This window comes from Acinetobacter sp. YH12219 (assembly GCF_013417875.1).
In the GTDB taxonomy this organism is placed as follows: Bacteria; Pseudomonadota; Gammaproteobacteria; order Pseudomonadales; family Moraxellaceae; genus Acinetobacter; species Acinetobacter amyesii.
Window position 1 is genome coordinate 57,380 of the sequence record NZ_VPDC01000008.1, and the last position, 25,675, is coordinate 83,054.

A 25,675-nucleotide genomic window follows, 5' to 3' on the forward strand; every position below is an offset into this window, starting at 1 on the left:
AACACGAAAAACGACAAATTTGATGATGGTCAAATTGGTACGATTCAATAAGTAAATATTGATTTTCAGTCCGAAAAAAAAAGCCACGTGAATTCACGTGGCTTTTTGTTTAGCAGGGGATTAGTACAATTCACCTGATTTACGACGTTCAATAAAATCTTTCGATTCTTTTACAATGATGCCTGAGAGCAATAACAGTGCAATACAGTTTGGTGCAGCCATCAAACCGTTAAAGGTATCGGCAAATAACCAAACGAGATCGAGTGTTACGACACAGCCGACAAAGACTGATGCGATGTAAATTAAGCGATAAATCAGTACTGACTTTTCACCTAAGAGGTATGTACAGCATTTTTCACCATAATAGCTCCAACCCAGAATGGTTGAATAAGCGAAGAAAATAATACCGAAAGTCACGACCCAACCACCGAAGCCAGGAAGTAGTTTGTCAAAAACACTAATCGTCAGTACGGCACCCGTTTGATCACCAAAGCTTTGTCCCGCCATGATGAAGCCCATCACCAGTACGATACCTGTAATTGAGCAAACAATGATGGTGTCTAAGAACGTACCTGTCATAGAGACAAGACCTTGACGTGCTGGGTGGTCAGTTTTTGCAGCCGCAGCGGCAATGGGTGCAGAGCCCATACCTGCTTCATTAGAGAATACACCACGTGCCACACCATAACGAATCGCAGCACCAATCGCACCACCCGCAGCAGCTTCGCCCGTAAATGCATAGCTAAAGATCATTTTTAGTGCAGGGATCACCAATTCAAGGTTGGTGAAAATAATGATTAAGCCACCCAATACATAACCTACCGCCATAATTGGAACAATAAATGAAGAGGCTTTAGAAATGGATTTGATGCCGCCTAAAATAACGAGGGCAGAGAATATGGTGATGACGATTGCAGTGGTGAGTGTGCTGATCCCTAAGCTGTTTTGCACAGCAAGCGCGACAGTATTAGACTGTACTGAGCTACCAATACCAAAGGATGCCAAAGTACCAAATAGGGCAAATACCACTGCCAACCATTTCCACTTAGGCCCAAGTCCACGTTCGATGTAATACATCGGACCACCGTTCATTTCGCCATTTTCATTTTTATGACGAAACTTTACAGCGAGTACACCTTCACCATATTTGGTTGCCATACCAAAGAGCGCGGTCATCCACATCCAAAACACTGCGCCCGGACCACCGAGCACACAAGCGGTGGCTACACCGGCAATATTACCTGTACCAATGGTGGCAGAAAGTGCGGTCATAAGTGAGGCGAAATGAGAAATATCGCCATCATGTTGATCTGCTTTAGGATGCTTGCCAAAGACTTGTTTGAATGCGAAAGGCAACATGCGAAATTGCCAGAAAAGTAGTCGGAAGGTGAGGAATACACCTGTTCCGACAATGAGGACCAACATGTATGGGCCCCAGACCCATCCACTGAGTGTTTCCATGATATTTTGAATTTCTTGCATAGTATCTTCTTCTTATCGGCCCTGAGTGAGTGAATGCTACATTTTTGATATCTGTAGCAATTGATATGCCATTGTTTGAAACTTCCATGATTTTTGGCATATTTTTTTTTTCGTTGGTAAAATATTTTTTGCATAAAATTTAAGTTATTACAAGTAAATTGTTGTTTTATTGGTCGCTTTAAAATGTGAACTGGCGCTAAGATTTTTATATATAAGAAAAATAAATTAACTTTGTCACTTAATCCGAAAATATAGATGATGAAAAATAATTTTGTATTTTCTGAAATTTTTACGTTAATTTGTCGCAATTGGAACGCGAAGTTGAATTAAATAATGTCAAATGAAATTCATGGATCGCACGCTGATAGTGGCGATTTGAAACGAAGCTTGTCCAACCGACACCTGCAATTGATTGCGATTGGTGGTGCGATTGGTACAGGTTTATTTATGGGGTCAGGAAAGACCATCAGTTTAGCTGGTCCGTCCATCCTTATTATCTATATGATTATTGGTTTTATGGTTTTCCTCGTCATGCGTGCATTAGGCGAGTTATTACTATCAAATCTTGAATATAAATCTTTTATCGATTTTGCAACTGACTTAATCGGCCCGTGGGCAGGTTATTTTGTGGGTTGGACCTATTGGCTGTGCTGGATCACTATAGGGATTGCAGATTTATCGGCCATTATTTATTACCTGCAATTCTTTAATGGAGGTAACCCGTTCTCGCCCGAAGAAGGGGTGATGATCAGTGTTGCCGCCATTGTATTTATCATGGGTTTAAACCTTGTTACGGTTAAACTTTTTGGTGAGTTAGAGTTTTGGTTTGCACTGATTAAGATTATTGCAATCGTGGTGCTCATTGGTGTCGGTCTTTGGATGATCTTTACTGGATTTACTTCTTCGACAGGTGAAATCGCATCATTCACGCATTTATGGTCACATGGTGGTCTATTCCCAACAGGAGTAACCGGCTTCTTAGCAGGTTTCCAAATCGCCATTTTTGCCTTTGTCGGCGTAGAACTCGTCGGTACTACGGCAGCAGAAACCAAAGATCCAGAGCACAACTTGCCTAAAGCTGTGAACTCGATTCCGATTCGTATCATTATTTTCTATGTGCTGGCACTTGTGATTGTGATGTCCGTTACGCCATGGAATGCCATTGACCCAAGCATTTCACCATTCGTGAACTTGTTTAGCCAAGCCGGTATTGCTGCTGCTGCGATTATTATGAACTTGGTTGTGTTGTCATCAGTTATGTCATCGATGAATAGTGGTGTGTTCTCGACTTCACGTATGTTGTTTGGTTTATCTCGTGAAGAGCAAGGTCCAAAAGCGTTTGGCCGTCTAAACTCACGTGCAGTTCCGGCAAATGCGTTGTATTTCTCGGCAGTTTGTTTACTGTTGGGTGCGGCATTACAGTATTTCGTACCGAACACGGTTGAAGCCTTCACTTTAGCAACTACACTGTCGACGATTTTATTTATCTGCGTATGGCTCATGATTATCTGGAGTTATATCGTTTACTATAAAACTCGTCCTGAGTTGCATGCGAAATCAACCTTTAAACTACCGGGTGGTTTATATACCTGTTGGCTCGTGATTATCTTCTTCATCGGCATGATTTATGTCTTGTCGCTAGAAGCAGATACCATGAAAGCGCTCATGGTGAGCCCGATTTGGTTCATCATATTGATTATTGGCTATTTCGGTTTTTATAAGAAAAAGCACCATTAATTTACATTTTTGATCTGATGTAAAAACATAAATAGCTGCTCCTGAGGGGCAGCTTTTTATTTGGATATGGATTTATTTTAAGTTAAAACAGACTGTTTATTAGCGTTTCGATTTGTATTAAACAGCATTCAAATTGATATGCTATTTCAGTGAAATCAATAGCCTGATCGAGCTAGAAATAAAGACAAATAAGGATTGAAAACAGCACCATCAAATTTTGCTTAAATTTAGTGCAGAATGGCAAAAAGCTCACTTGGAATTACAGGGCTTTTCTTTTATCCGCGGGTTGATCACGTTATACTCGGAAAAATCTTTTCATTAGGTACGTTTATGTATCGTTTTATGAATTATAAAATTATTGTATTAGCAAGTGCTGTGCTGCTGACCGCATGTGGTCAGTCTGGTGCATTGCATTTACCTTCAGATGCCAATGCAGATAAGCGCGCTAAATATCTGATTTATCCAGATACGCCTGCACAGCAAAAGCAGGAAAAACAAGCGGCTCCTGTTGCAACTGAATTGGAATCATCAAATTCTAACCCTACACCTTAATGCTTTTATAGAAAGGATACTTTCATGAGTTTCACCCGTACGAATGGGGTATTGCATGCAGAGCAATGTTCTTTACAACAGCTTGCACAGCAATATGGCACACCGCTTTATGTTTATTCAAAAGCTACTTTTGAAAAGCATTATTCAGATATGGATCGTGCATTTAGCTTTATCGACCATCAAATTTGTTTTGCGGTAAAGTCAAACTCTAATCTTGCGGTGTTAAACGTACTTGCCAAGCAGGGCGCTGGTTTTGATATCGTGACGGGTGGTGAACTCGCACGTGTATTAAAAGCCGGTGGTGAAGCTTCTAAAATTGTATTCTCTGGTTTGGGTAAAACTGAAGCTGATATTCAAAAAGCGTTGGACGTGGGTATTGCATGTTTTAACGTTGAATCACATGCAGAGTTGGATCGAATCCAAAAAGTTGCTGCGGCAATGGGTAAGAAAGCACCGATTTCATTGCGTGTAAATCCAGATGTGGATGCCAAAACCCATCCTTATATCTCTACGGGTTTAAAAGAAAATAAATTCGGTATTCCATCAGACAGCGTTTTTGACACCTATGCATATGCAGCGTCGTTGCCTAATCTTGAGATTATCGGGATTGATTGCCATATCGGTTCACAGTTGACTGAAACTCAGCCTTTTGTTGATGCACTTGATCGTGTCATTGTGATGATCAATCAATTGAAAGAGATGGGTATTCAGCTAAAACACATTGATATTGGTGGTGGTTTAGGTGTGACTTACAAAGACGAAGTTCCGCCAACTGTTGAAGAATATGCTCAGGCAATGCGTCCGGCTTTAGAAAAATTAGGCCTTAAGGTGTATATGGAACCGGGTCGTAGTATTTCTGCAAATGCAGGTGTGTTGTTAACTAAAGTTGATTTACTCAAACCGACCAATCATCGTAATTTTGCCATTATTGATGCTGCAATGAATGACTTAATCCGTCCCGCTTTATATGAAGCATGGATGGATATTCAGGAAGTAACACCTCGTACAGATACAGAAAAGAAAGACTGGGATGTTGTTGGTGCGATTTGCGAAACCGGTGATTTCCTCGGTAAGCAACGTCAGTTGGCGATTCAAGAAAATGACGTGCTTGCAGTATTGGGTGCGGGTGCTTATGGTTTTGTCATGAGCTCAAACTACAACAGCCGCGGACGTGCTGCTGAAGTAATGGTTGACGGTGATCAGTCTCATTTGATTCGTGAGCGTGAAACCATCGAATCCTTATGGGAACGTGAACGTTTATTGCCTTAAGGAGAAATTCGAGATGTTATTAGAATTTACCAAAATGCATGGCCTTGGCAATGACTTTATGGTGGTCGATCTAATTAGCCAACGGGCTTATTTAGATACAGTGACGATTCAGCGTTTGGCTGACCGTCATTTTGGTATTGGTTTTGATCAGCTTTTGATTGTAGAGCCACCTGATTTGCCTAATGTCGATTTTAAATATCGTATTTTTAATGCAGATGGTTCGGAAGTTGAACAATGCGGAAATGGCGTACGTTGTTTTGCGCGCTTTGTGCATGAACGTAAGTTGACCAGCAAAACCAAAATCAAAGTACAAACCAAGTCAGGTATCGTAGAGCCTGAATTAGGTGTAAATGGTTGGGTGCGCGTCAATATGGGTTATCCACGCTTTTTGCCGCATGAAATTCCATTTATTGCGGAAGAGCCTGAAAACTTATACGACATTGCATTGGCGAATAATGAACAGCTCACCATTGATGTAGTGAGTATGGGTAATCCGCATGCAGTAACGATCGTTCCTGACGTTATTACTGCAGACGTCGCTAAAATTGGTCCACAAGTCGAATCGCATGAGCGTTTTCCACAGCGTGTAAATGCAGGTTTTATGCAAATTGTGGATGAGAAACATGCACGCTTACGTGTATTTGAACGTGGTGTCGGTGAAACTATGGCCTGTGGTACAGGTGCTTGTGCAGCGGCAGTATCAGGTATGCGTCGTGGTTTATTAGCCAATTCGGTCGAAATAGAGTTGGCAGGTGGTAAGCTGCAAATTGAGTGGCAAGAAGGTGGTGTGGTTTGGATGACTGGACCAACTGCAACAGTTTACGAAGGACGCTTAGATTTAAGTTACTTCCAAGGTTAAAATCAAAGCCCTGATTCATTCAGGGCTTTTTTCATAAAATAAAAAGTGAATAAAAAATTATAATTCAATTGGATTGGAATCAACATGGAACAAATAAACGAAGAAATAAAAGAAGAAATCTTAGAACAACTTTTTCATAAAGCCTTACATGAACCCGCGTATCGACCCGAATTTTTAGCTCAGTTATTGGCAGCCAATGTGTATTGTGTGGGAACAACAGGGGGACGTGATTCACGTATTGCCGAAGATTTGATCTTGGATGAAGGCGACCGTATTCAATTGAAATCATGGGAAGATGAAACATATGATTGCGTCATTCCATTTTTTACGTCCTTGGAAAAAATGCGTTTAGCAATATCTGAAGAGGAGTCGTATATCCGGCTACCAACCAAGGCATTATTTGAAATGACTTTAGGAGCAAGGCTTGTATTGAATCCACAATCACCTGATGCGACGAAGGACTTTGTACCAGAAGAAATTCAACATTTGCTGAACGGGCAGTATATTCAGCCCTCAGAAAACTATGAAGTTACGGAAGATACGGAAGTTTTAATTGGTCAGCCGGCGGAATATCCGCAGTTTATGATTGATCAATTAAGCATTTTTTTTGGCACAGAGCGTGTGGTAAAAGCTGCTTATTTGGCGCAAATGCTGAATAAAGTTCGAGATGATTCACCAACTTTGCTGATCGGACTAGATTTAGAAGCAGGATTATCTGAACAACAAATTCAAGATTTACACAGTAAAATTGGTCGTATCACACAGGACAGTTTAAAAGAGCAATGCCCAGTGGATTTAATCCATGTCAATACGCACAGTGTGGATGGTGTAGAAGGGTATTTGCTTAATGAAACGCAAGCTTTTTACCAACGTGTTGATGGTAAGCCTAAGGGGTTCTTTGCTAGACTCTTTTCATAAAACAGATATGTAAGATCGCTTTAGAGAACGTACCACAACGCTAAAGCACATGTTGAAATGGGAGAAGACAGGTGACGATGGATCAGAGTCAACTACTGGCTATGTGGTTGAAGGAACGTGAAATTCAAAATCAGTCTAAACATACCTTGCAAGCGTATGAGCGTGATGTCAGTGATTTTCTCCAATTTTGTACAATACGCAACTTGCCACTGCATGATGTTGAAAAGTCAGATCTGCGTGAATTTGTTGCTCATAAAGTGGAACAGTTTCAGCTCAGTCCAAGTAGTTTGCAGCGCATGTTATCTTCGATACGCCAATTTATGAAATGGGCAGAACAAGGGGATTATCTTAGTTTCAACCCCGCAGATGATTTTCAGCTCAAACGCCAATCACGTCCTTTACCTGGATTGGTCGATATTGAAACCATTAAACAAATCATGGAACAGCCTGAGCCAGAAAGTGAAACTCAACGGCAGCTTTGGATACGTGATAAAGCGATTTTGGAGCTGCTATATTCAAGTGGTTTACGTTTGGCTGAAGTGCAGGGCTTAACCATTCGAGATATTGATTTTAATCGCCAACTGTTACGTATTACGGGTAAAGGGAATAAAACGCGCATTGTACCTTTTGGTTCTAAAGCCAAAGAGGCTGTGATGCATTGGTTGCAATTATATCCTGCATGGCATGGTGATTTTGTCCCAGAAGCCCAAGTTTTTATCACTCAAAAAGGTAATCCACTGGGGGTAAGACAAATAGAAAATCGAGTTAAATTTCAAGCTCGACGTGCAGGTGTAAATGTCGATTTACATCCGCATTTATTACGACATTGCTTCGCTAGCCATATGTTGTCCAATAGCGGTGACTTGCGTGCTGTACAAGAAATGTTGGGTCATAGTAATTTAACCACTACACAAATTTATACCCATGTGGATTTTGATCGATTGGCACAAGTTTATGATCAGGCCCATCCAAGGGCACAGCATAAAGATTCGTAACAATTGCAAAAACGACTTTGGTACTCAGTGGTCTAAATTTTGCTTAAATTCACAGGCTAGATTTCACATTTTGCATCCTAAAGTGGTCTACTTCATGAAAATTAAATAAGGATGTGAAAAAATATTGGTAAAATTGACCGACATTTTGAACTATTGTCGCATTATAAAAATTCAAATTATCGGGTATAAAAATTGTCCATTATTGAATTGACGTAAGTGCTGAAGTGAAATTCGCCATTTACTAAATTGCTGTACCGTTAAAAATATATAGGCCATACCATGATTTCAGATATTCAAGAAAAATATGACCAGTTAAATGGTCAGCAAAAAGAAATTTTTGCAGGATACGGCTTACGCCAGATCAAACACTTTGTTGAAATCAGTTTGCCTGAAGTAGAAGCTGTATTGCCTGAAGGTGCGCAGCTACAAGGGATTAATGCCGATGGAAAAGTTCAGGCGTTTAATGCGGCGACGGGCCAATACTTTATTTGGATTTCGGATAAACAATGGCAGCTTACCAATAAAGCAACTGCTAAATTTGACAGTAAAGAAGATGCCCTCACCATTTGGCGTATTTTTGATTTGGCACAATATGAACTTATTGACCTAAGCCACATCCATCGTGACTTTTTGGAAAATCAGCCAGCCTAAACCATTGGTCAAATAAACAACTCATGGGCTATCTTCATTGGTTTTGGATGTTTAGCCCTTATATCACCCGCACCATGACATGTTGTGATGCTTATGAGCAGAGCGTTAAAGTGTCTACCTCGTTTGGTTTTAAGCTTTCAAATAAACATTTGAGATAAGCTAGTGGACGTCTTTGCAAAACTTATGATGCTAAACAAAATCTCTAAATGTAAACCCATTTTGCTGTTCAGTAATCAATTCGCTCAGTTTTGATAGCGAGAGCCTGTAAATCCAATCAGTCGTATTCTTGTTTAAGAAATTAAGCTCAAAGGCTCCTTAGATTGTGTTCGTTCATTTGCCGCAAATCATTATTTTTCTTTGCTTAAAATATAAGTAAATACCGCAAACTAGGTATTTGCATTCGAGGCTGTGAGGGTAATCCGTCACTACATTGCCAAGCGTGTAGTATCGGCCTTGTTGTTTTAAATGCTTGAGTTGTTTCTTGGCAGATCAATTGTGTGGTTATAAATCTTCTAACGGTAACTGGAAGCTTTGTTTGATGATTTGGCTTGGTAAATCAGTCTTTACACTGGTGATGCCATTTTTCTTGGTTAAGTGAGTAGACTGAAATTTACGGTAACTTTCTAGGTCAGGCACCACAACTTTGAGCATTGCATCGCACTCACCCAAAATAATATAGCACTCCATGACTTGAGGAAGTTCTTTCATGGCTTCGATAAAAGTATCGATGGTTTCAGCATCTTGCCCAGTTAACCAAATACGAGAGAACAAAATTAATTGAAAGCCAATCTTTTGTGGATCGACCACGGTGGTGTAATTCTGAATCACACCTGCTTCTTCGAGTAATTTGACCCGACGTAAACAAGAAGAAGGAGAGAGTCCAATTTCCTTGGCTAAGTCATTATTTTGCATACGACCATTATTTTGAAGTGCGCGAATGATATTTTTATCAATACGATCCAGTTTAACTAGAATTGACTTAGAAGGTGTCTTCATAAAATAGAATATAATTCTAAAAATAATATCTATTATAGAATATTTGATATCCTATTTTAAAGCGATTCAAACATACTAATTTCACTTTCAGGACATAGAAAGGGAAAATTGAAATGTCTGTATTTGCTTTATTTGCCTTAACGGTAATTCCCCTTATTTTCACACCAGGACCCGATATGCTTTTTATCCTGTCACAAGTGATGGGTAAGGATGCAAAAGCAGGCATGATGGCTACAGTAGGTGTGTGTTCAGGTTATTTGGTTCACTCGATTTTGGTGGCATTGGGTATTGCTGCGATTATCGTGTCATTTCCACTACTGTTTGAAACAATCCGCTGGTTGGGGATTGCTTATCTTTTATATTTGGCGACGCATTTGCTACGTTCAGTATTTAGCAGTAAAAAATTAAGTATTGAGAAAAAGTCAGCGTCAAACCCGATTAAAAAAGGCTTTTTTACGGCTTTGCTGAACCCGAAAGGTATGTTGATTTATTTTGCAATTTTGCCGCAATTTATCGATAAATCAGCGAATACCGTGAGTCAAGGTTTGATTTTGTCCTTCATTTTTATTGGGCTGATTTTTGTGGTGTATTGTAGTTTAAGTGTGGTCTTTGCACGTATTACACAAAAAACTGAAATTGATGAACGCAAACAAAAGTGGGTTGATGGTACATCAGGCGGTTTATTGGCTCTTGCTGCGACATGGTTAATTGCCAATTAAAAACAGCAAATGTAAATAGAAATAATTGCCTTAACTAAAACCTTCGTGAAGGCGGAGGTTTTTTTATATGTGGTGAATATCGACACATATTAAGAATAAGAAAGAGAGAAAAACCCACCAATTAGCTTCGGAAAAGTGAAATTAGCGCTAAATTCATTATGCTTCTATCTTAAATGACAAGTTTAGATATGTTGCCGAATGTGTAGAGGGAAAGCTCTATTTCAGAAAGATTGATCGAAAATTGATATTAAATCAGATCTTTTGATGAGCTAAATCAAGTAAAAAAATAATAAAAATCAATGCTTAAAAAATAACTGAATAATGCGTTTTTTTGGATAACTGAACCATTCTCTAAAAAATGTGAACGATAAGTTCAAGGAAATTACGCTTTTTTACAGGTCTTTCGATAATTGTGACTTGACCGAAATGCCGTACACATTGCAAGATAGGGCACCTAAAAAATTTAAAGTGAAGAGTTAATATAACTTTTCTCAACATTTACATTTGCTAAAACAGCCGAGGATTACATGAAGGCTCTTGTTGCTGTAAAACGTGTGGTTGATGCCAACGTTAAAGTTCGCGTTAAGCCGGACAACAGTGGTGTTGACTTAACGAACGTTAAAATGTCAATTAACCCATTCTGTGAAATCGCAGTGGAAGAAGCGGTTCGTTTAAAAGAAAAAGGAACTGTTTCAGAAATCGTTGTTGTTTCTATTGGTCCTAAAGAAGCTCAAGAACAAATCCGTTCTTCTATGGCGCTTGGTGCAGACCGAGGTATCCTTGTTGAAGCTGACGACAGCCAGTTAGGTGCACTTGAAGTTGCAAAAATCCTAAAAGGTGTTGTAGACGCTGAACAACCTCAATTGATCCTTCTTGGTAAACAAGCAATTGATGACGACTCTAACCAAGTTGGTCAGATGCTTGGTGCGCTTTTAGGTGCTGGCCAAGGTACTTTCGCTTCAGAAGTTAAAGTTGAAGGCGATAAAGTACAAGTGACTCGTGAAATCGACGGTGGTTTACAAACTGTTGAACTTGCACTTCCTGCAATCATCACAACTGACTTACGTTTGAATGAGCCACGTTATGCTGCTCTTCCAAACATCATGAAAGCGCGTAAAAAACCGCTTGATACTAAGTCACCTGCTGATTATGGCGTTTCACCTGCGACTAAGCTTAAAACTGTTAAAGTTGAAGCTCCTGCAGAACGTAAAGCGGGCGTACAAGTGAAGTCTGTAGACGAGCTTGTAGATAAATTGAAAAACGAAGCGAAAGTGATCTAATACAGAAGGATAAAAATCATGAGTATTTTAGTTATCGCTGAGCACGACAACAAAGCACTAAATGGTGCAACTCTTAACGTTGTTGCTGCAGCGCAAAAAATCGGTGGTGATATCACTGTATTAGTAGCTGGTTCAGGCGCTCAAGCAGTTGCAGACCAAGCAGCTAAAGTTGCTGGTGTAAGCAAAGTATTACTTGCTGACGACGCTGCTTATGCTAATCAATTGGCTGAAAACGTTGCTAAATTAGTTGCTTCTATCGGTGCGGGTTACACTCACATCCTTGCTGCTTCTACGACAACGGGCAAAAACGTACTTCCACGTGCTGCTGCGCTACTTGACGTAAGCATGATCACTGACATCATTGCTGTTGAAGGTCCTAAAACTTTCAAACGTCCAATCTATGCAGGCAACGCGATTGCAACTGTAGAGTCTGGAGAGTCTGTTGTAGTTGCGACTGTTCGTGGTACTGCATTTGATGCTGTTGCAAGCGAAGGCGGCTCTGCTGCAGTTGAAGCTGTTGCATCTACTGGTGATGCTGGTATTTCTAAGTTCGTTTCTGAAGAAATCGTGAAATCTGAACGTCCAGAATTAACAGCTGCGCGTATAGTTGTTTCAGGCGGTCGTGGTGTTGGTTCAGGTGAAAACTATCACACTGTTCTTGATCCATTAGCGGACAAGCTTGGTGCTGCGCAAGGCGCATCTCGTGCTGCTGTTGATGCTGGTTTCGTACCAAACGATATGCAAGTGGGTCAAACAGGTAAAATCGTTGCTCCTGACTTGTACATCGCTGTAGGTATCTCTGGTGCGATTCAGCACTTGGCAGGTATGAAAGAATCTAAAGTGATCGTTGCGATCAACAAAGATGAAGAAGCGCCAATTAACTCAGTAGCTGACTACTGGTTAGTGGGTGATTTGAATACTGTTGTTCCAGAATTAGTATCTAAAATCTAATTTCTGAACACAGTTCAAGACGCTCCTAAGCTTATGGCTTAGGAGCGTTTTTTATTGCGGAATGAATAGTCTGGTAGATCTTCTTGATCATGCTTAATCGATTAACCATACGTGAATGTACATAAATATGCATTGCACTTTTATTTTTCATATTTATGAGAGTGGTGGATTCTTAATTTCGTACTTCAAAATTCTTACGATATTATTTCTTGTTGTCAGTATTAGGCACTACTGTAGCGTAAGCTAAACGTATGTTGAAACTTAAATGGTAAGTAAGCAGGCGCAATCGCTTGGTAATAGGATGGAGATTAATAAATTATAAAAAATACAAAGATTTAAAATAAAATAATAAAAATTTATCCTTCAAGTTTGAATCTTAAACTTAAAGCAAGCTTAAAGGATTGTATGTTTTGTGTTAACATTGCTTTTTTATTGAACTTGCCCTTTAGGCGGAGTCTCCCTTTGAAATTTGATTTTCAGTTACCAATCAGTGTATTGGTGCTGATGATCTGCTGTTTACTTTTTCCTGTTTTACAAAGTATCTCTTTTCCTTTATTTGATGGAATGACTGTTACAGCAGTTGAATCGGTCCAAGCATTGTTATTGCTGTTTTTTGCGATTTTTACTTTTTTCTATATTCGACCACTTGAAATGCAAGATGGAAAGAAACAATTTTGGTTGTGGGCTGTCGCATGGTGGTTGTTGCTATTTGGTCGTAGCATTAGCTGGGGGCGCGACTATTTTCCTGATGTGCCTAAACCGTATTTTCGTTTAATTTCTGTATTCATGATTGCACCTGTTGTCTTTATGCTGTTTTCGCCTTATTTACGCCAAGAAATCGCACGTAACTTAAAAACCTTGGCTTTACCAATTTGGCCATTGGGCTTGGTGATATTGGGCTTATTTATTTCTGATGCAGTTGAGCATAGTCGAAGTCTCAGTTTTTTATTTTTGTACGATTTGGCTTATAAAGATTTCATCGAAGAAGTTTATGAATTTCCGCTTATTTTAGGTTTGTTTCTAACAGCACACCCATGGATGCAGCAGGATCATGTACCTCAAGAATTAGAGGTCATGCAATATCATAAAGAGTGATTTTTATCACATTTATGCGTCTAAATTTGAAGCTTCAAAAAGAATTTTTTTGAACAATAAACAACCTCTATTCGTAGAGGTTTTTTTCATAGCAAATAAAATCAAAATGCTTAAAATAAATACAAAAAATCATGGTTCTAGTGCAAGATGATTGGCACAAAAATCAGGGTTTTTATGCTATACTGTCCGACTTGATTTTTGATATTGGTTCAGTGTTTTTTGAACTAATTTTTACAGATTTACGATATATAAATGCGGGCAGAATTCTGCTTGTATAACAAGGAGTATGCATGAGCGTATCGGAAATTAGACCGATTGCCATTGAGGATGAACTGAAGAGCTCATATCTCGATTATGCAATGAGCGTGATTGTGTCACGTGCGTTGCCAGATGTCCGAGATGGTCTCAAACCTGTTCACCGTCGTGTGCTTTTTGCAATGCACGAATTGGGCAATGACTACAACAAAGCTTACAAAAAGTCTGCCCGTGTAGTCGGTGACGTCATCGGTAAATATCACCCACATGGTGACTTAGCTGTATACGAAACCATTGTTCGTATGGCTCAAGATTTCAGCTTACGCTATCAATTGGTTGATGGTCAGGGTAACTTCGGTTCTGTCGATGGTGACAGTGCAGCAGCAATGCGTTATACCGAAGTTCGTATGCGTAAATTAACCCACGAACTTTTAGCGGATCTTGAGAAAGATACCGTAGAGTGGGAAGACAACTACGACGGTTCTGAACGTATTCCACAAGTCATGCCAACACGTGTGCCTAACTTGTTGATTAACGGTGTAGCTGGTATTGCTGTAGGTATGGCAACCAACATGGCTCCGCATAATATGACAGAAGTCATTAATGCATGTCTTGCTTATGCCAACGATCCGCACATCAGCATTGAAGGGTTAATGGAACACATTTCTGGTCCAGACTTCCCTACAGGCGGCATCATTTACGGTAAATCAGGCATTGTCGATGCGTACCGTACTGGTAAAGGCCGTTTGCATATCCGTGGTAAATATCACATTGAAGAAGACCAAAAATCGGGCCGTAGCACGATTGTCTTCACTGAAATTCCTTATCAAGTTAACAAAGCAAAAACCATTGAGCGTATTGCTGAGTTGGTCAAAGAGAAAAAACTTGAAGGTATTTCTGAACTTCGTGATGAATCAGATAAAGAAGGGATGCGTATTGCAATTGACTTAAAGCGTGGTGAAAACGCTGAAGTGATTGTAAATAACCTATTCCAAAATACCCAATTAGAAAATTCATTCAGCATTAACATGGTCTGCCTCGATAATGGTCAGCCTAAGTTAATGAACTTGAAGGATATTATTGCAGCGTTTATCCGTCACCGTCAGGAAGTGGTTACACGCCGTACCATGTTCGAACTGCGTAAAGCACGTGAACGTGGACATATCTTAGAAGGTTTGACGGTTGCACTCGCAAATATCGATGCGATCATTGAAACCATCAAAACATCTGCAAACCCAAGCGAAGCGCGCGAACGTTTACAAGCGGGCGAGTGGGCAGGCGGTGGTGTTGTTGCCTTGCTTGAAAAAGCAGGCGCGGTATCTGTCCGTCCAGATGAAATTGAAGGCGAAGATCCAGCACGTCCATTTGGTTTAACAGGTGATATTTATCGTCTGTCTCCAACCCAAGTAGGTGCGATCTTAGAACTTCGTTTACATCGCTTAACCGGTCTAGAACAAGACAAGTTACAAGCTGAATATACAGAAATTCTTGGTCAAATTGCTGAATACACGGCAATTTTGAACGATTTCAACTTATTGATGAACGTAATTAAAGAAGAATTGGCTTTAATCCTTCAACAATATGGCGATGCACGTCGTACCGATATCGTGGAATCACGTATCGACTTCTCTCGTGAAGATTTAATCCCTGAAGAGCAAATGGTACTGACTGTTTCTAAATCAGGTTATGCAAAAACTCAACCATTGTCAGACTACGCTGCACAGCGTCGTGGTGGACGTGGTAAGTCTGCAACTTCAATGAAAGAAGACGATTACATCCAGCATTTGATCGTGACTTCAAACCACGCAACAGTGCTTTGCTTTACCAATGTAGGTAAAGTTTATCGTCTGAAAGTGTATGAAGTGCCTCAAGCATCTCGTGGTGCGAAAGGTCGTCCGATGGTGAACTTATTGCCATTAGATGAAAACGAAACCATCACCGCTATTTTACCAGTGGTCGATGCGCCGAAGAAATTTAAAGAACGTTTGGCTGACTTTAAAGTATTTGTAAAAGCCAATAGTGCACAGTTACAAACCAATGAAGTGATTAATAGTCATTTTGCGGGCTTAGAAGCTGCACTTGCTGAGACTGAAGATGGTGCAGATGATTTATCTGACGCACTTCGTATTCAGTTGAAACAATTGGGTCTAGAGTTATCTACGACTGATCTTGATGATGAAATCATCAATGACTTTGCACAGCAAGCGGAAGCCGTTCGTAAAAACTTCTACGTATTTATGGCAACAGAATACGGTACGATTAAACGTGTTGAGTTAGAACAATTCTCGAATGTTCGTTCAAACGGTCTACGCGCGATTGAACTCAATGGTGATGACACCTTAATCGGTGTTGCCATTACCGACGGCGAACAACAAATCATGTTGTTCTCAAACGAAGGTAAAGCCATTCGTTTTGCAGAAACTGACGTGCGTTCAATGGGTCGTTCTGCCAAAGGTGTTCGTGGTATGCGCGTGACCATTGGTGCAGCAGCTCAAGCTGAAGACGCTGAAGATGCGGATGTAGAGTCTGATGATGAAGATACCTCTGATTCAGCTCTCATTAGCCGTATAGTGTCATTGGTAGTTGTTCCTGAAACGGGTGAAGTACTTTGTGCTTCAGCTAATGGTTATGGTAAACGTACACCAGTAGATGACTTCCCAACCAAGAAACGTGGCGGTAAAGGTGTTATTGCAATCAAAACATCTGAACGTAACGGTGAACTTGTTGGTGCGGTAGCGATTGATGCGTCTAAAGAGCTGATGTTAATTTCAGATGGTGGTACGCTGGTTCGTACACGTGCATCTGAAGTGGCACAAACAGGTCGTAATGCTCAAGGTGTTCGTTTGATCCGTTTAGGTGAAAGCGAAATCTTAGTCGGTGTTGTGGCGATCGAAGCAGTTGAAGAAGACGAAACTTTTGAAGAAGTGGAAGCAATCGAAACTGAGCAGCTTGTAGATGACTCAACAATTATTGATCAAAATGACAATGAATCAGATCTCAATGAGCCTGAAGAAGACTAATTGAAGATTGAGAAAAGAGGGCGCTACGGCGTCCTTTTTGATAGATGAATAGTATTAACAAAAATTTATATAAACAAGAATAGTGACTTAAATGTATTTCAAAAAATTAATTAGAACCAAAGGAATAGTCATTTGTTTTGCATTAATGGGATGTAGTGAGCCGACGTCTGTAGAGTTTAATGAAGGTATAAAAAAAGAATCATCTATTCCTTATAAGCTGACACCTTTGCAACTTAAACACATTGAGCAATTGTATGTTGCTATACGTGATAAAGATTTAGATCAAATCCAGAAAATAACAGATGAGAAGTTTTATCAAGCTTTGTTAGAAGATCCAACATTATTACCAGAAATATCTTCATATATTCCATATTTTGAAAAAGTTTTAGATTATAAAATGTTGGAATATAAAAGTATTAAAAATAGTGTGCATGGTGAACTAATTGAAGCAAACTTTAAGTATGAATACGAGCAACAAACTGTATTTTACACCGTATTATTTAAACAAGATGATCCTTTGGCTAAAATTATCGGTAGTCATCTAAAGTTAGTACTTAAATAAACCCTTAGAATTTTCAGTGGTACTTTATTTAAATACATTAAAAGTGAAGCTCATTTACCTTGCGTAAGTGAACAGAGTTTAATTTAATGTACTGTCAACAAGTTGGAAAGAGAAAAGTTAAAGATATATCTTAATTTTAATATCAACTTTGAAGTTTTATATATACTCAAAAGCTTAAATTAGGAATAAGTGTGGTTATGAAGGCAAATTTTTTGTTACTAGGTTGTGTTATAGCGTTGTCAGGTTGTGACCAAATTGGTCAAAAAGCCTTAAATGCAATCCCAGACCCAAGTGCTGAACAGACTGAAGTTGCCCAAGCTGCCTATGATCAGTTGCGTGAAGGCAATTTTGAAAAGCTGTACACCTACTTTGAACCAGAACTCAAAGCCAAGTTTGAACAGAATGAAAAAGAGCTGCGTAAATTTGCACGAGGTATTCCGAAACAAGATTACTCACGCAAAAATATAGTGGCAAAGCACATTGAAAAATCGACTGAAAAGCCGTCTTTATATACGGTCACTTATGAGTACGGTTATACCAATAAAAACCTTGTACAGTACGATGTAAGTTTTGATAAACCCGAAGGAAGTAACAAAATTCGAGATTTTAATATTTCAGTTTTTGGTGAAAAAAATAAATAAAGTTTGGAAAAATAAAACAAAGCTGTAAAAAAGGACGCCGAAGCGTCCTTTTTTATGACATAAAATTAAGCGGCATCTTTTAGATTAGCAGCATAATTTTTTTGTTTTTCAGTATCAAATTGGCCTTCCCATTTACTGATCACCAGTACCGCAAGCGCGTTACCAATCACATTCAGTACAGTACGTGCCATATCTAAAATACGGTCAATACCTGCAATGAATGCCAGACCTTCGAGAGGAATACCGACACTGCCGAGAGTCGCCAGCAAGACCACGAAAGAAACGCCAGGTACACCTGCAATCCCTTTAGAGGTAATCATCAAGGTCAGTACTAGAATCACTTGTTGGGTGATTGTCAGATCAATCCCGTAAAGCTGAGCAATAAAGATAGCTGCAATACTTTGATATAGGGTCGAACCATCGAGGTTAAATGAATAGCCAATTGGAATCACGAAACTGGTAATCGGTTTCGGAGCACCGTAAGCTTCCATTTTTTCCATAATACGGGGGAGGACAGTTTCAGAACTTGCAGTTGAATACGCGAGAATCAATTCATCTTTTAAGATCTTGATAATGGCCCAAACACTGAAGCCACAGAACTTGGCAACGGCACCTAATACTATAAAAATAAAGAAGAATATTGCACCATAAACTAAAACTGCGAGCTTAAGCAGTGGCACAAGAGAGCTGAAGCCGAAATTCGCAACAGTCGCTGCAATCAGGCCGAATACACCAATAGGTGCAAACATCATGATCATGTGCGTAACTTTAAACATCGTTTCAGAAACAGCGGTCAACACTTTAATTAAAGGTTGTTTTACTTCCTGATCAAGCGCACCTAAACCTACACCAAACATCACAGAGAAAAAGATGATTGGGAGCATTTGACCACTCGTCAAAGCTGCAAAAAAGTTAGATGGAATAAGTGAAAGTATTGTTTGAATCAAACCATGAGAATGTTCACTGACTTCATGTGTTGTTTCTTGATACTTTGAAATATCGACTTGCGTCAATGCAGACATATCAATGCCGGCACCAGGTTGGAATACGTTGGCTGCAACTAAACCGACTAAAATAGCAACGGTGGTAATGATTTCAAAATAAATAATCGTTTTGAAACCTAGTTTACCTAAGTTACTACCGTGACTTGTATTGGCAATACCTAAAATAAGCATCGACACAACAAGCGGAATAACGATCATCTTAATGAGGTTAATAAAAATTGAGCCCAAAGGAGTCAAAAAGTTATTAACTAAAGCATCACGATATTCAGGAGAATAGTGTAGGAAAGCACCAACAAGTATACCTAGAATGAGAGCAATCACGATTTGCCAGGCAAGGCTCACCTTAATCTTTTTCATACATCAGCTCTTATGTCAGATTTGGGAGAAAAAAGCCCACAGTCATCCACGAACAAATGTTGCAGACAGACTGAATCCGCCATGACAAAAAGTTCTGAATAATTTGGGAGATAAATACGATAATATTTTGCAGTTTATATGAGAATACAGCCAACCATTTTGATCAAAACCAAACTGTTTGATCGATAAATTATCATTTTTAGTTGTATAAGCGATTCGATTATTAATTTTAATTTATAAAACGAATAAAATTGAGTTATTAATAAACGCTTCACGAAATCTCTGATTTACCTAGAAAGATCGAAAAACTAAATGTGAGCCTGTATTTTTCATTTTTATATAGTAGTTTGCTTTATACTTGTGAGGTAGATAAATCAGTGAAAATTCTATAAATCACACAGATTATCCGAAATAAATTTTAACTTTATATATTTTAATAATAACCAGAGGGCTTTTACGGTGTTGAAAAAATTACTCGTCATCATCACTTTAATCTTACCTATAACGGCTTGTGAAAAAATTGGCGATTTCTTGATTGCAAAATTCGAATCAAGCCTACCAAGTGAGACAAGCTCACAGCGTGCGAAGTCAGAAAAATTATTCGCAGCACTACACGAACCCCATCAAGACACCTTTTTGGCATTGGTTGAAGAAAATGTTCGTGATGCGATGCTGGCAGATCCAGAGCTGTTTTCACGTATGAAAAAGCTGATTCCTGCAGGTCAACCTAGCGCTGAAGCGCAAGTGATTCAGCGAATGGCAAATACTCGGCTGGGAGAAGGTAAGACCACAACAATTGTGTATAAATATGATTATCCGCAAAAAGAACTGTATATGAGTGTGGTCTTTGCAGGTCATGATGGGGACGATAAAGTGAAAGGATTCTGGCTTGAAAACGCTGCAGAAAAAGAATCAGATGATTTGGTTACTGAGATCACCTCAGATGCAGATGATTTTAATATTCAAGTGGATGAAGCATCGACTGTGACGCCAAATGCATACAGTTAATAGATGACAGCAAGCATTAAAATTTGAGACATGCTAAGAAGCAAAGCGTTCGAGTCCATGATGAATAGATTTGAACGCATTTCGCCTGAGATCAGACATGTCTTACAGCACAAAAAGCTTTATCTTTTGGCAAACTTTAAACGCCAGACAGCAAGACATAAAAAAATCAGTCCAATACTTGTGAGGTAAAGCAATTTAGGGATGACAATTGCTGTAGGTACACCCATCTGATTGAGTTGAAGAAACATTTGAATGCCTTGAGTTGACGGCAACACCTGAGCAAGTATTTGCATCCATTCAGGCATAGCTGCATGTGGCCATGCCGTTCCCGAGAGTAGAAAAAGCGGAATAGAACTAAAAACGATGACATGTCCTGCACGTTCTGGCAGGTCAAGAAAAGTTGCGAGATAGAGGGTCATCGCAATAATACAACTGAGGAAGATGGGCACAGCAATGAACATGCCCCAAAAATTTCCACCCCGTGGATAGTCATTCAGCCAAAAGGTAAAACCAAATAAATAGAAGCACCCTAAAGTTCCTATGGTCAAAATACACAAGAAGATGCCAGCTAATTGTGTATAGCTCGGACGCCATGCTGTGTTTTGTCGATAGGTCGCAATCAGCATGCACAGACCCAATAAAATCGTCTGATGAATAATTAAGGGAGCAACCGCTGGGAAAATATAGCTGCCGTAGCCTGAAAGTGGATTAAACAATGGAATCTTATGGATAGATAAAGCTGGGCTAAAATCGGATATGTTCTGGAATTTTTCTGCATATTCGCCGAGAGCATTTTCCATCGAACTGGCTAAACCTAAGCCAATTTTTTGCGTCTTTAGAAAGTTTGCAGCACTGAGATATAAACCAATTCCACCGGTTTCACCACGGCGAATGCTATTTGAAAGATTACTCGGCAACAGTAAAATCCCGTCAGCTTGCTGACTTCGGAGCATATTTTCAGCTTCCGCAAAATTACCAGTCACAGCTCGAATTTCTACATTGGGACTATTGGTTACAGCACCAATAATCGTATTGGTGAGTATGCTTTGTTCCTCATCCACCACAATAATGGGGAGCGATTCTGCGTGTTCCGCTTGATAAGCAATGGGATAAAAAAAACTGTAAAGAAAAACAGAAAGCACTAAGGTGGTAAAAATCGAACTGTGCTTAACAATATCTTTAAAGGTTTGAATATAGTGTCTGAGCAAAGTTGATAGAAATGACACGATTTTATTCATATGCTTTGCTCCTTTAGTACTTTACGTAAAAAGAAGCTAGCAAGAACCAAATAGAACAGACAGTAAATGATCAGGGTGACAAGCGGTGTGATTGAAATGGAGATTGGGCTACCAATGACCCATTGTTCTGTTTGTAATTTGGCATAAGGCGTATAGGGAATAATATTGGCCCAGAATTTTGTAAACATCGGCGCGTTATTCAGCGGCAATGTCACCCCTGCAAAACTCAGTGATGAGCCACCATATACCGCAATAAAACCAAAAGATTTGGTGAGATCACGTGTCGCCAAAACTACAGTAGAACTGATAAAGGCATAGGCTGTATAAAAAAACAATTGCCCGAGCAAAATTAGCAGTAATGAACCCTGAACAAACCACCCTCGAAACACGATTAGCCAGAACATCCATGCCCATGTCCAAGCGGTAAAAATGAAAACATAACTGAGATTTTTAGCGATTAAAGCTTGAAAGACAGAAGTCGGTTTCACCCATTGATTTACAGTGCCATATTTGATTTCTTGACCGACTGAAAATGCGACACAGCAACACAGTAATAAATGCAGAATCGCAGGAATCATGTACGGCTCTAAATAGAACTCATAATTTAAACCTGGATTATATAAAGGTGAAATTTTGACATTGGGTGTCGGTGCATCGAGGTAGGGAATTGTATTTTCTAAATACTGATGACCACTAAAATCGGCCATGGCTTGCAATGTACTTAGCAGCATGGCTGATGAAATACTATTGCCGACACTAAAATAGCTTTGGTTATAGGCAATGCTGACTTCTGCATCTTTTGCTTGAACCAGTCGTTGCTCTGCACCAGCAGGAATATGAATATAGCCCCAAATTTGAGTCTGATTTAAAAGCTTTTCAGCATCATCCATACTGGGTGTAATGGTGGCTACTTTTAAGGTATGGTTCAGCTGCGCAAAATGAGTAATGTTACGGCTTAAACTGCTTTGATCTTGGTCTATGATCGCGATGGGTAAATGATCTGGTTTGCCTTGAGCAAACATATTGGTAAAGAGCAAAATCACAAGGGCAGGGGCAAGTGTGACCATACACAAGTCCCATTTATGCTGCATCAAATAGCGAAACTCACGCAGAATGCCCCTAAACATTATTTACGCTCTTCAATTTTAAACAAAACGCTCATACCCACTTTTAAGTCAGCAATCGGCTGAGCGGGTTTCAGTTGGACTTTAAAACTACGAATGTCATAGCCGCCCGTTTGTCGCGTGGTTTTGATTGTTGCAAATTCACCTTCGGCTTCGATGTGATCAATTTTAAACTCGGCAGATTTGTTTAGCGCCGGTATAAATCCTTGCATGGTCTTGAGTTGATACACTTGAGCATACTGGTCTTCACGGACATTTAAGCTAATCCATAAGCTATCATCTTGAATCAGGCTTACAACGGGCACACCCATCGCAACTAATTCTGAAACTTTGCCATAGGTTTTTGAAATGGTGCCATTGGACGGTGCAAACAATTTGGTTTCAGCCTCAAGTGCATTTGCTTCGGCCAACGCGGCTTGCGCAATCTTGACTTGGGCATCTGCCGAGCTTTGTTGTTGCGGTGTACTGCCACGTTTTGCACGCGCATATTGTTGATAAGACGCTTCTGTCATTTGTGCAGCAGACACTGCGGCAGCTTGCATTTCATCACGGCGTTGTCGTGAAATGACACCTTCTTTATAGAGGTTTTGACCACGTTGGTAGGTGGTTTGCGCCAATTGTTGCTGTGCTTTTAGACTTTGCCAATTGGCATACAAACTATCAATATTTTCTTGTTGAGAGCCGCGTTCAGCTGTGGATTGCAGTGCTTGCGCAGATTGGAGTGCAGCTAAAGCCTGTTGTTTTTTTGCATCGACTTCAGGGCTGGTTAAACGAACCAGTGCTTGACCTGCTTGTACTTTTTCACCGTCATGCACAAATAATTCTTCGATACGGCTAGGTACTTTGGTACTAATGTGGATGGTTTCAGCCTCAACTCGACCTTGTAATTCAACCTGTTTGGGCTGATAACTTTTCCATAAGCCAAATGCAATCAATGCCAAAAGCAGAATCAAGACAATGCCAATCCCGAACTTGATCAATGCAGCTTTATTGCGACTTTGCACAGAGCTATTTTTCGTCTCTCCATCGGTATTAGTCGCCACTTTTTCTTGAGTATCGTCAGCAGTATTTGCTGTAGATGAAACGTCTGAACTCGAGACATTGGATTGGGATGTTTCACCTTTCGCAGAGGCATCTTCTTGGTGATCAGTTGGTTCCTGATTCATATGTTTTCCCCTCGGCTAAGCTTAGCGAATATAGTCGGTGTGTGATTGATTGATATAGCTTTGGAACTGGTCAATGCTCCCGTGACTTTGTAGCAGTGTTGCGAGTGACATCACGTATTTATAAGCATTCAGCGCCATTTCACTTTGTAGCCCACTCAGTGCATTTTGTGCATCAATGACTTGTGTGGCTGTTCCCATATCTTCCTTAAATGAAAGCTGTTGGATTCTTAAATTTTCTTGAGCAGCTTTTAGGTTTTGCTGCAACAACAGGTGACTTTGTTGAGCGCTGGTGACTTCATTAAATGAGCTATAAATCAGGCTTTCAATTTCTTGTTTGGTACGCTCAGTCATTAACTCAGATGCATAGCGTTGAAGTTCGGCAGCTTGTACGGATTTGTTTTTATCAATACCTGAAAATAAGTTGTAGCGAGCGGCAACACCAACAATCCAGTTTTGTTTATCGTCGAGACTATATTCGCCAAATGCAAAGACGTTGGGTTTTTTTGCTGCGCTTTGGGCTTTCACATTAGCACCAGCCAATTGACTGTCCAATTGCATTTTACGCACCAAACTAGACTTATCCTGATAACTTTTTAGTAAGGCGGTTATATTTTGATTGTGTTGCTGATTGATAAATAATGGCGTTGAAAGATCAGTAATTTGGCTGCTTTGCATTAAGTTGTTTAACTTAAATAAGCTAGAGCGGAGATTCGCTTCAGTATTTTGAAAAGTTCTGAGCGCATTATTCTTCGCCACTTCAAATTGCATACGCTGGCCTTTGCTAATGAAACCCTGTTGTTCCATTTTGAGTGCATTGGCATAGTGTTGTTGCATCGCATTTAAATTGAAGCGGCTGCTTTCGACTAATTTTTTTTGTAATTGAGCATTGAAGTAGGCTTGGATTAATTCAAAACGTTGCACATCTTGTTGTTGTTCACTGCTAATCGCGCTGCGTTTGGCTTGGATATTGGCAATTTCCTTGGCGCTAGACGTTAACCCACCGGTATACAGCGGCATCATTACGGAAACGGTAGGGCGGATCACTTGATCATCTAAGACCACTTGGGAAGAATCTGGAATTAATCCGACACCATCACGGATTGGCTGTTGCAGACTGTCTTTTAATGGGTCTGCCAAATCACTCGGTAAGCTTTCATCAATTTTATTATTAATGCCATTACTCAGCGTTTGTTCTAAGTTGTTTTTTAAGGCGCCGAGAGGAATATCGAGTTCATTATGAAAGGCATAGGCACGGACGTTTAAATCCACACGAGGTAAACCAAGGCCTTTCATGGCCTGAGCTTGAAGTTCGGCAGATTGTTGTAGTGCTTGGTTGGCCTGAGTACTATACGAGCTGGTGAGTAGACTTTGTTCTGCTTGGCTATAACTGATACTTTGCGCAAGTACGGTGGGGCTAAAAAAGCCACTGAAACAACCAAGGCCAAGCAGTAAACCTGAACGAAATGTATGTTTAATTTTTATAGAATAATCTGTTCGAGGTAAAGGCATAAAAACACACTCACAGCTAGGATGGGTTCATTATAGTCATTGTGATGAAGTTGGGTAAATTCACTAAGTTGTTGTATTGTTTCATATACATATGTAAATAAATTTTATCTTCGCAGCGCACGTCATTTTCGCACATCAAGACCTTAAATTAGCATCAATTCAAGGGATAAAAAATATCAGTAAATCTAATAATTTGAATTAAGAAGAATTAATTTTGATCTTTATTGAAATTTTGACTTTAAATGTCAGACAGCATTGGAATATTTTCAGCTTTAACTACTGCAAGC

22 protein-coding genes are annotated in these 25,675 nt (G+C 39.7%); 15 read left to right on the top strand and 7 right to left on the bottom strand.

The annotated features are described in order from the left end of the window. Nucleotides 1–120: 120 nt before the first annotated feature. The gene (locus tag FTV04_RS06385) at nucleotides 121–1,482 is read right to left on the bottom strand and encodes a sodium:alanine symporter family protein (protein WP_180049055.1); all 1,362 of its coding nucleotides are present in this window, start codon (nucleotides 1,480–1,482) and stop codon (nucleotides 121–123) included. Between the two features lie 333 nt (nucleotides 1,483–1,815). On the opposite strand from FTV04_RS06385, the gene FTV04_RS06390 reads away from it, so the two are divergent. The 7 genes from FTV04_RS06390 to FTV04_RS06420 all read left to right on the top strand — a co-directional run bounded on the left by FTV04_RS06390 (nucleotide 1,816) and on the right by FTV04_RS06420 (nucleotide 8,463). Further along, nucleotides 1,816–3,219, top strand: coding sequence for an amino acid permease (locus tag FTV04_RS06390; protein WP_078192075.1), 1,404 nt, complete (start codon nucleotides 1,816–1,818; stop codon nucleotides 3,217–3,219). 342 nt (nucleotides 3,220–3,561) lie between these two features. Next, entirely contained in the window at nucleotides 3,562–3,771 is a 210-nt protein-coding gene (locus tag FTV04_RS06395; protein ID WP_373684687.1) for a lipoprotein, read from the top strand. A gap of 24 nt (nucleotides 3,772–3,795) precedes the next feature. After that, nucleotides 3,796–5,040, top strand: a complete 1,245-nt coding sequence (lysA, locus tag FTV04_RS06400; RefSeq protein ID WP_180089065.1) for a diaminopimelate decarboxylase — start codon at nucleotides 3,796–3,798, stop codon at nucleotides 5,038–5,040. Between the two features lie 13 nt (nucleotides 5,041–5,053). Further along, a complete protein-coding gene (dapF, locus tag FTV04_RS06405; RefSeq protein ID WP_180026692.1) occupies nucleotides 5,054–5,899 on the top strand; it encodes a diaminopimelate epimerase in 846 nt (281 codons plus the stop codon). Nucleotides 5,900–5,983: 84 nt separating this feature from the next. Then, nucleotides 5,984–6,817, top strand: coding sequence for an enhanced serine sensitivity protein SseB C-terminal domain-containing protein (locus tag FTV04_RS06410; protein ID WP_180089066.1), 834 nt, complete (start codon nucleotides 5,984–5,986; stop codon nucleotides 6,815–6,817). A gap of 77 nt (nucleotides 6,818–6,894) precedes the next feature. Then, the gene (locus FTV04_RS06415) at nucleotides 6,895–7,812 is read left to right on the top strand and encodes a tyrosine recombinase XerC (protein WP_180049082.1); all 918 of its coding nucleotides are present in this window, start codon (nucleotides 6,895–6,897) and stop codon (nucleotides 7,810–7,812) included. A gap of 279 nt (nucleotides 7,813–8,091) precedes the next feature. After that, on the top strand, nucleotides 8,092–8,463 hold the full coding sequence (locus FTV04_RS06420; protein WP_218949190.1) for a hypothetical protein: 372 nt from the start codon (nucleotides 8,092–8,094) through the stop codon (nucleotides 8,461–8,463). A gap of 501 nt (nucleotides 8,464–8,964) precedes the next feature. Here the strand turns inward: FTV04_RS06420 and FTV04_RS06425 are convergent. After that, nucleotides 8,965–9,459, bottom strand: coding sequence for an Lrp/AsnC family transcriptional regulator (locus FTV04_RS06425; protein WP_180056054.1), 495 nt, complete (start codon nucleotides 9,457–9,459; stop codon nucleotides 8,965–8,967). Nucleotides 9,460–9,572: 113 nt separating this feature from the next. Between FTV04_RS06425 and FTV04_RS06430 the strand changes: the two genes are divergently transcribed. The 7 genes from FTV04_RS06430 to FTV04_RS06460 all read left to right on the top strand — a co-directional run bounded on the left by FTV04_RS06430 (nucleotide 9,573) and on the right by FTV04_RS06460 (nucleotide 17,982). Continuing rightward, entirely contained in the window at nucleotides 9,573–10,178 is a 606-nt protein-coding gene (locus tag FTV04_RS06430) for a LysE family translocator (protein WP_168378266.1), read from the top strand. A gap of 527 nt (nucleotides 10,179–10,705) precedes the next feature. Next, nucleotides 10,706–11,458 (top strand): electron transfer flavoprotein subunit beta/FixA family protein, encoded by a 753-nt coding sequence (locus FTV04_RS06435; RefSeq protein WP_078192067.1) that lies wholly within the window; start codon nucleotides 10,706–10,708, stop codon nucleotides 11,456–11,458. 18 nt (nucleotides 11,459–11,476) lie between these two features. After that, a complete protein-coding gene (locus FTV04_RS06440; RefSeq protein ID WP_111883923.1) occupies nucleotides 11,477–12,409 on the top strand; it encodes an FAD-binding protein in 933 nt (310 codons plus the stop codon). Between the two features lie 462 nt (nucleotides 12,410–12,871). Continuing rightward, nucleotides 12,872–13,504 carry a hypothetical protein gene (locus FTV04_RS06445; RefSeq protein WP_180089067.1) on the top strand — a complete coding sequence of 211 codons (633 nt, stop codon included), beginning with the start codon at nucleotides 12,872–12,874 and terminating at the stop codon, nucleotides 13,502–13,504. A gap of 290 nt (nucleotides 13,505–13,794) precedes the next feature. Beyond that, entirely contained in the window at nucleotides 13,795–16,779 is a 2,985-nt protein-coding gene (gyrA, locus tag FTV04_RS06450) for a DNA gyrase subunit A (protein ID WP_180049048.1), read from the top strand. A gap of 91 nt (nucleotides 16,780–16,870) precedes the next feature. Then, complete coding sequence (locus FTV04_RS06455; protein WP_180089068.1) at nucleotides 16,871–17,341, top strand: hypothetical protein; 471 nt, start codon at nucleotides 16,871–16,873, stop codon at nucleotides 17,339–17,341. A 197-nt stretch (nucleotides 17,342–17,538) separates the two neighbouring features. Continuing rightward, complete coding sequence (locus FTV04_RS06460) at nucleotides 17,539–17,982, top strand: DUF3887 domain-containing protein (protein ID WP_180089069.1); 444 nt, start codon at nucleotides 17,539–17,541, stop codon at nucleotides 17,980–17,982. A gap of 65 nt (nucleotides 17,983–18,047) precedes the next feature. On the opposite strand, the gene gltP is transcribed toward FTV04_RS06460, so the two are convergent. Beyond that, nucleotides 18,048–19,343 carry a glutamate/aspartate:proton symporter GltP gene (gene gltP, locus FTV04_RS06465; protein WP_078190399.1) on the bottom strand — a complete coding sequence of 432 codons (1,296 nt, stop codon included), beginning with the start codon at nucleotides 19,341–19,343 and terminating at the stop codon, nucleotides 18,048–18,050. A gap of 459 nt (nucleotides 19,344–19,802) precedes the next feature. On the opposite strand from gltP, the gene FTV04_RS06470 reads away from it, so the two are divergent. Then, the gene (locus FTV04_RS06470; RefSeq protein WP_180089070.1) at nucleotides 19,803–20,351 is read left to right on the top strand and encodes a hypothetical protein; all 549 of its coding nucleotides are present in this window, start codon (nucleotides 19,803–19,805) and stop codon (nucleotides 20,349–20,351) included. Between the two features lie 119 nt (nucleotides 20,352–20,470). Here the strand turns inward: FTV04_RS06470 and FTV04_RS06475 are convergent, their stop codons facing one another. From FTV04_RS06475 to FTV04_RS06490, 4 genes are read right to left on the bottom strand one after another with little or no spacing between them, the layout of a single operon-like run. Next, nucleotides 20,471–21,589 carry an ABC transporter permease gene (locus FTV04_RS06475; RefSeq protein WP_180089071.1) on the bottom strand — a complete coding sequence of 373 codons (1,119 nt, stop codon included), beginning with the start codon at nucleotides 21,587–21,589 and terminating at the stop codon, nucleotides 20,471–20,473. After that, nucleotides 21,586–22,716 (bottom strand): ABC transporter permease, encoded by a 1,131-nt coding sequence (locus FTV04_RS06480; protein WP_180003320.1) that lies wholly within the window; start codon nucleotides 22,714–22,716, stop codon nucleotides 21,586–21,588. Before FTV04_RS06480 ends, FTV04_RS06475 begins: the two co-directional genes overlap by 4 nt. After that, nucleotides 22,716–23,879, bottom strand: coding sequence for an HlyD family secretion protein (locus FTV04_RS06485; RefSeq protein ID WP_180008319.1), 1,164 nt, complete (start codon nucleotides 23,877–23,879; stop codon nucleotides 22,716–22,718). Before FTV04_RS06485 ends, FTV04_RS06480 begins: the two co-directional genes overlap by 1 nt. Nucleotides 23,880–23,900: 21 nt before the next feature. Then, complete coding sequence (locus FTV04_RS06490) at nucleotides 23,901–25,388, bottom strand: TolC family protein (RefSeq protein ID WP_180089072.1); 1,488 nt, start codon at nucleotides 25,386–25,388, stop codon at nucleotides 23,901–23,903. Between the last annotated feature and the right edge of the window lie 287 nt (nucleotides 25,389–25,675).

What these genes read in the sequence shown, in the direction of transcription:
- FTV04_RS06485 (WP_180008319.1), bottom strand. Translation starts at nt 23,879, where the DNA reads ATGAATCAGGAACCAACTGATCACCAAGAAGATGCCTCTGCGAAAGGT.
- FTV04_RS06455 (WP_180089068.1), top strand. Translation starts at nt 16,871, where the DNA reads ATGTATTTCAAAAAATTAATTAGAACCAAAGGAATAGTCATTTGTTTT.
- gltP (WP_078190399.1), bottom strand. Translation starts at nt 19,343, where the DNA reads ATGAAAAAGATTAAGGTGAGCCTTGCCTGGCAAATCGTGATTGCTCTC.
- FTV04_RS06490 (WP_180089072.1), bottom strand. Translation starts at nt 25,388, where the DNA reads ATGCCTTTACCTCGAACAGATTATTCTATAAAAATTAAACATACATTT.
- FTV04_RS06395 (WP_373684687.1), top strand. Translation starts at nt 3,562, where the DNA reads ATGAATTATAAAATTATTGTATTAGCAAGTGCTGTGCTGCTGACCGCA.
- FTV04_RS06420 (WP_218949190.1), top strand. Translation starts at nt 8,092, where the DNA reads ATGATTTCAGATATTCAAGAAAAATATGACCAGTTAAATGGTCAGCAA.
- FTV04_RS06440 (WP_111883923.1), top strand. Translation starts at nt 11,477, where the DNA reads ATGAGTATTTTAGTTATCGCTGAGCACGACAACAAAGCACTAAATGGT.
- FTV04_RS06475 (WP_180089071.1), bottom strand. Translation starts at nt 21,589, where the DNA reads ATGAATAAAATCGTGTCATTTCTATCAACTTTGCTCAGACACTATATT.
- lysA (WP_180089065.1), top strand. Translation starts at nt 3,796, where the DNA reads ATGAGTTTCACCCGTACGAATGGGGTATTGCATGCAGAGCAATGTTCT.
- FTV04_RS06390 (WP_078192075.1), top strand. Translation starts at nt 1,816, where the DNA reads ATGTCAAATGAAATTCATGGATCGCACGCTGATAGTGGCGATTTGAAA.
- FTV04_RS06430 (WP_168378266.1), top strand. Translation starts at nt 9,573, where the DNA reads ATGTCTGTATTTGCTTTATTTGCCTTAACGGTAATTCCCCTTATTTTC.
- FTV04_RS06385 (WP_180049055.1), bottom strand. Translation starts at nt 1,482, where the DNA reads ATGCAAGAAATTCAAAATATCATGGAAACACTCAGTGGATGGGTCTGG.
- dapF (WP_180026692.1), top strand. Translation starts at nt 5,054, where the DNA reads ATGTTATTAGAATTTACCAAAATGCATGGCCTTGGCAATGACTTTATG.
- FTV04_RS06435 (WP_078192067.1), top strand. Translation starts at nt 10,706, where the DNA reads ATGAAGGCTCTTGTTGCTGTAAAACGTGTGGTTGATGCCAACGTTAAA.
- FTV04_RS06410 (WP_180089066.1), top strand. Translation starts at nt 5,984, where the DNA reads ATGGAACAAATAAACGAAGAAATAAAAGAAGAAATCTTAGAACAACTT.
- gyrA (WP_180049048.1), top strand. Translation starts at nt 13,795, where the DNA reads ATGAGCGTATCGGAAATTAGACCGATTGCCATTGAGGATGAACTGAAG.
- FTV04_RS06425 (WP_180056054.1), bottom strand. Translation starts at nt 9,459, where the DNA reads ATGAAGACACCTTCTAAGTCAATTCTAGTTAAACTGGATCGTATTGAT.
- FTV04_RS06415 (WP_180049082.1), top strand. Translation starts at nt 6,895, where the DNA reads ATGGATCAGAGTCAACTACTGGCTATGTGGTTGAAGGAACGTGAAATT.
- FTV04_RS06460 (WP_180089069.1), top strand. Translation starts at nt 17,539, where the DNA reads ATGAAGGCAAATTTTTTGTTACTAGGTTGTGTTATAGCGTTGTCAGGT.
- FTV04_RS06480 (WP_180003320.1), bottom strand. Translation starts at nt 22,716, where the DNA reads ATGTTTAGGGGCATTCTGCGTGAGTTTCGCTATTTGATGCAGCATAAA.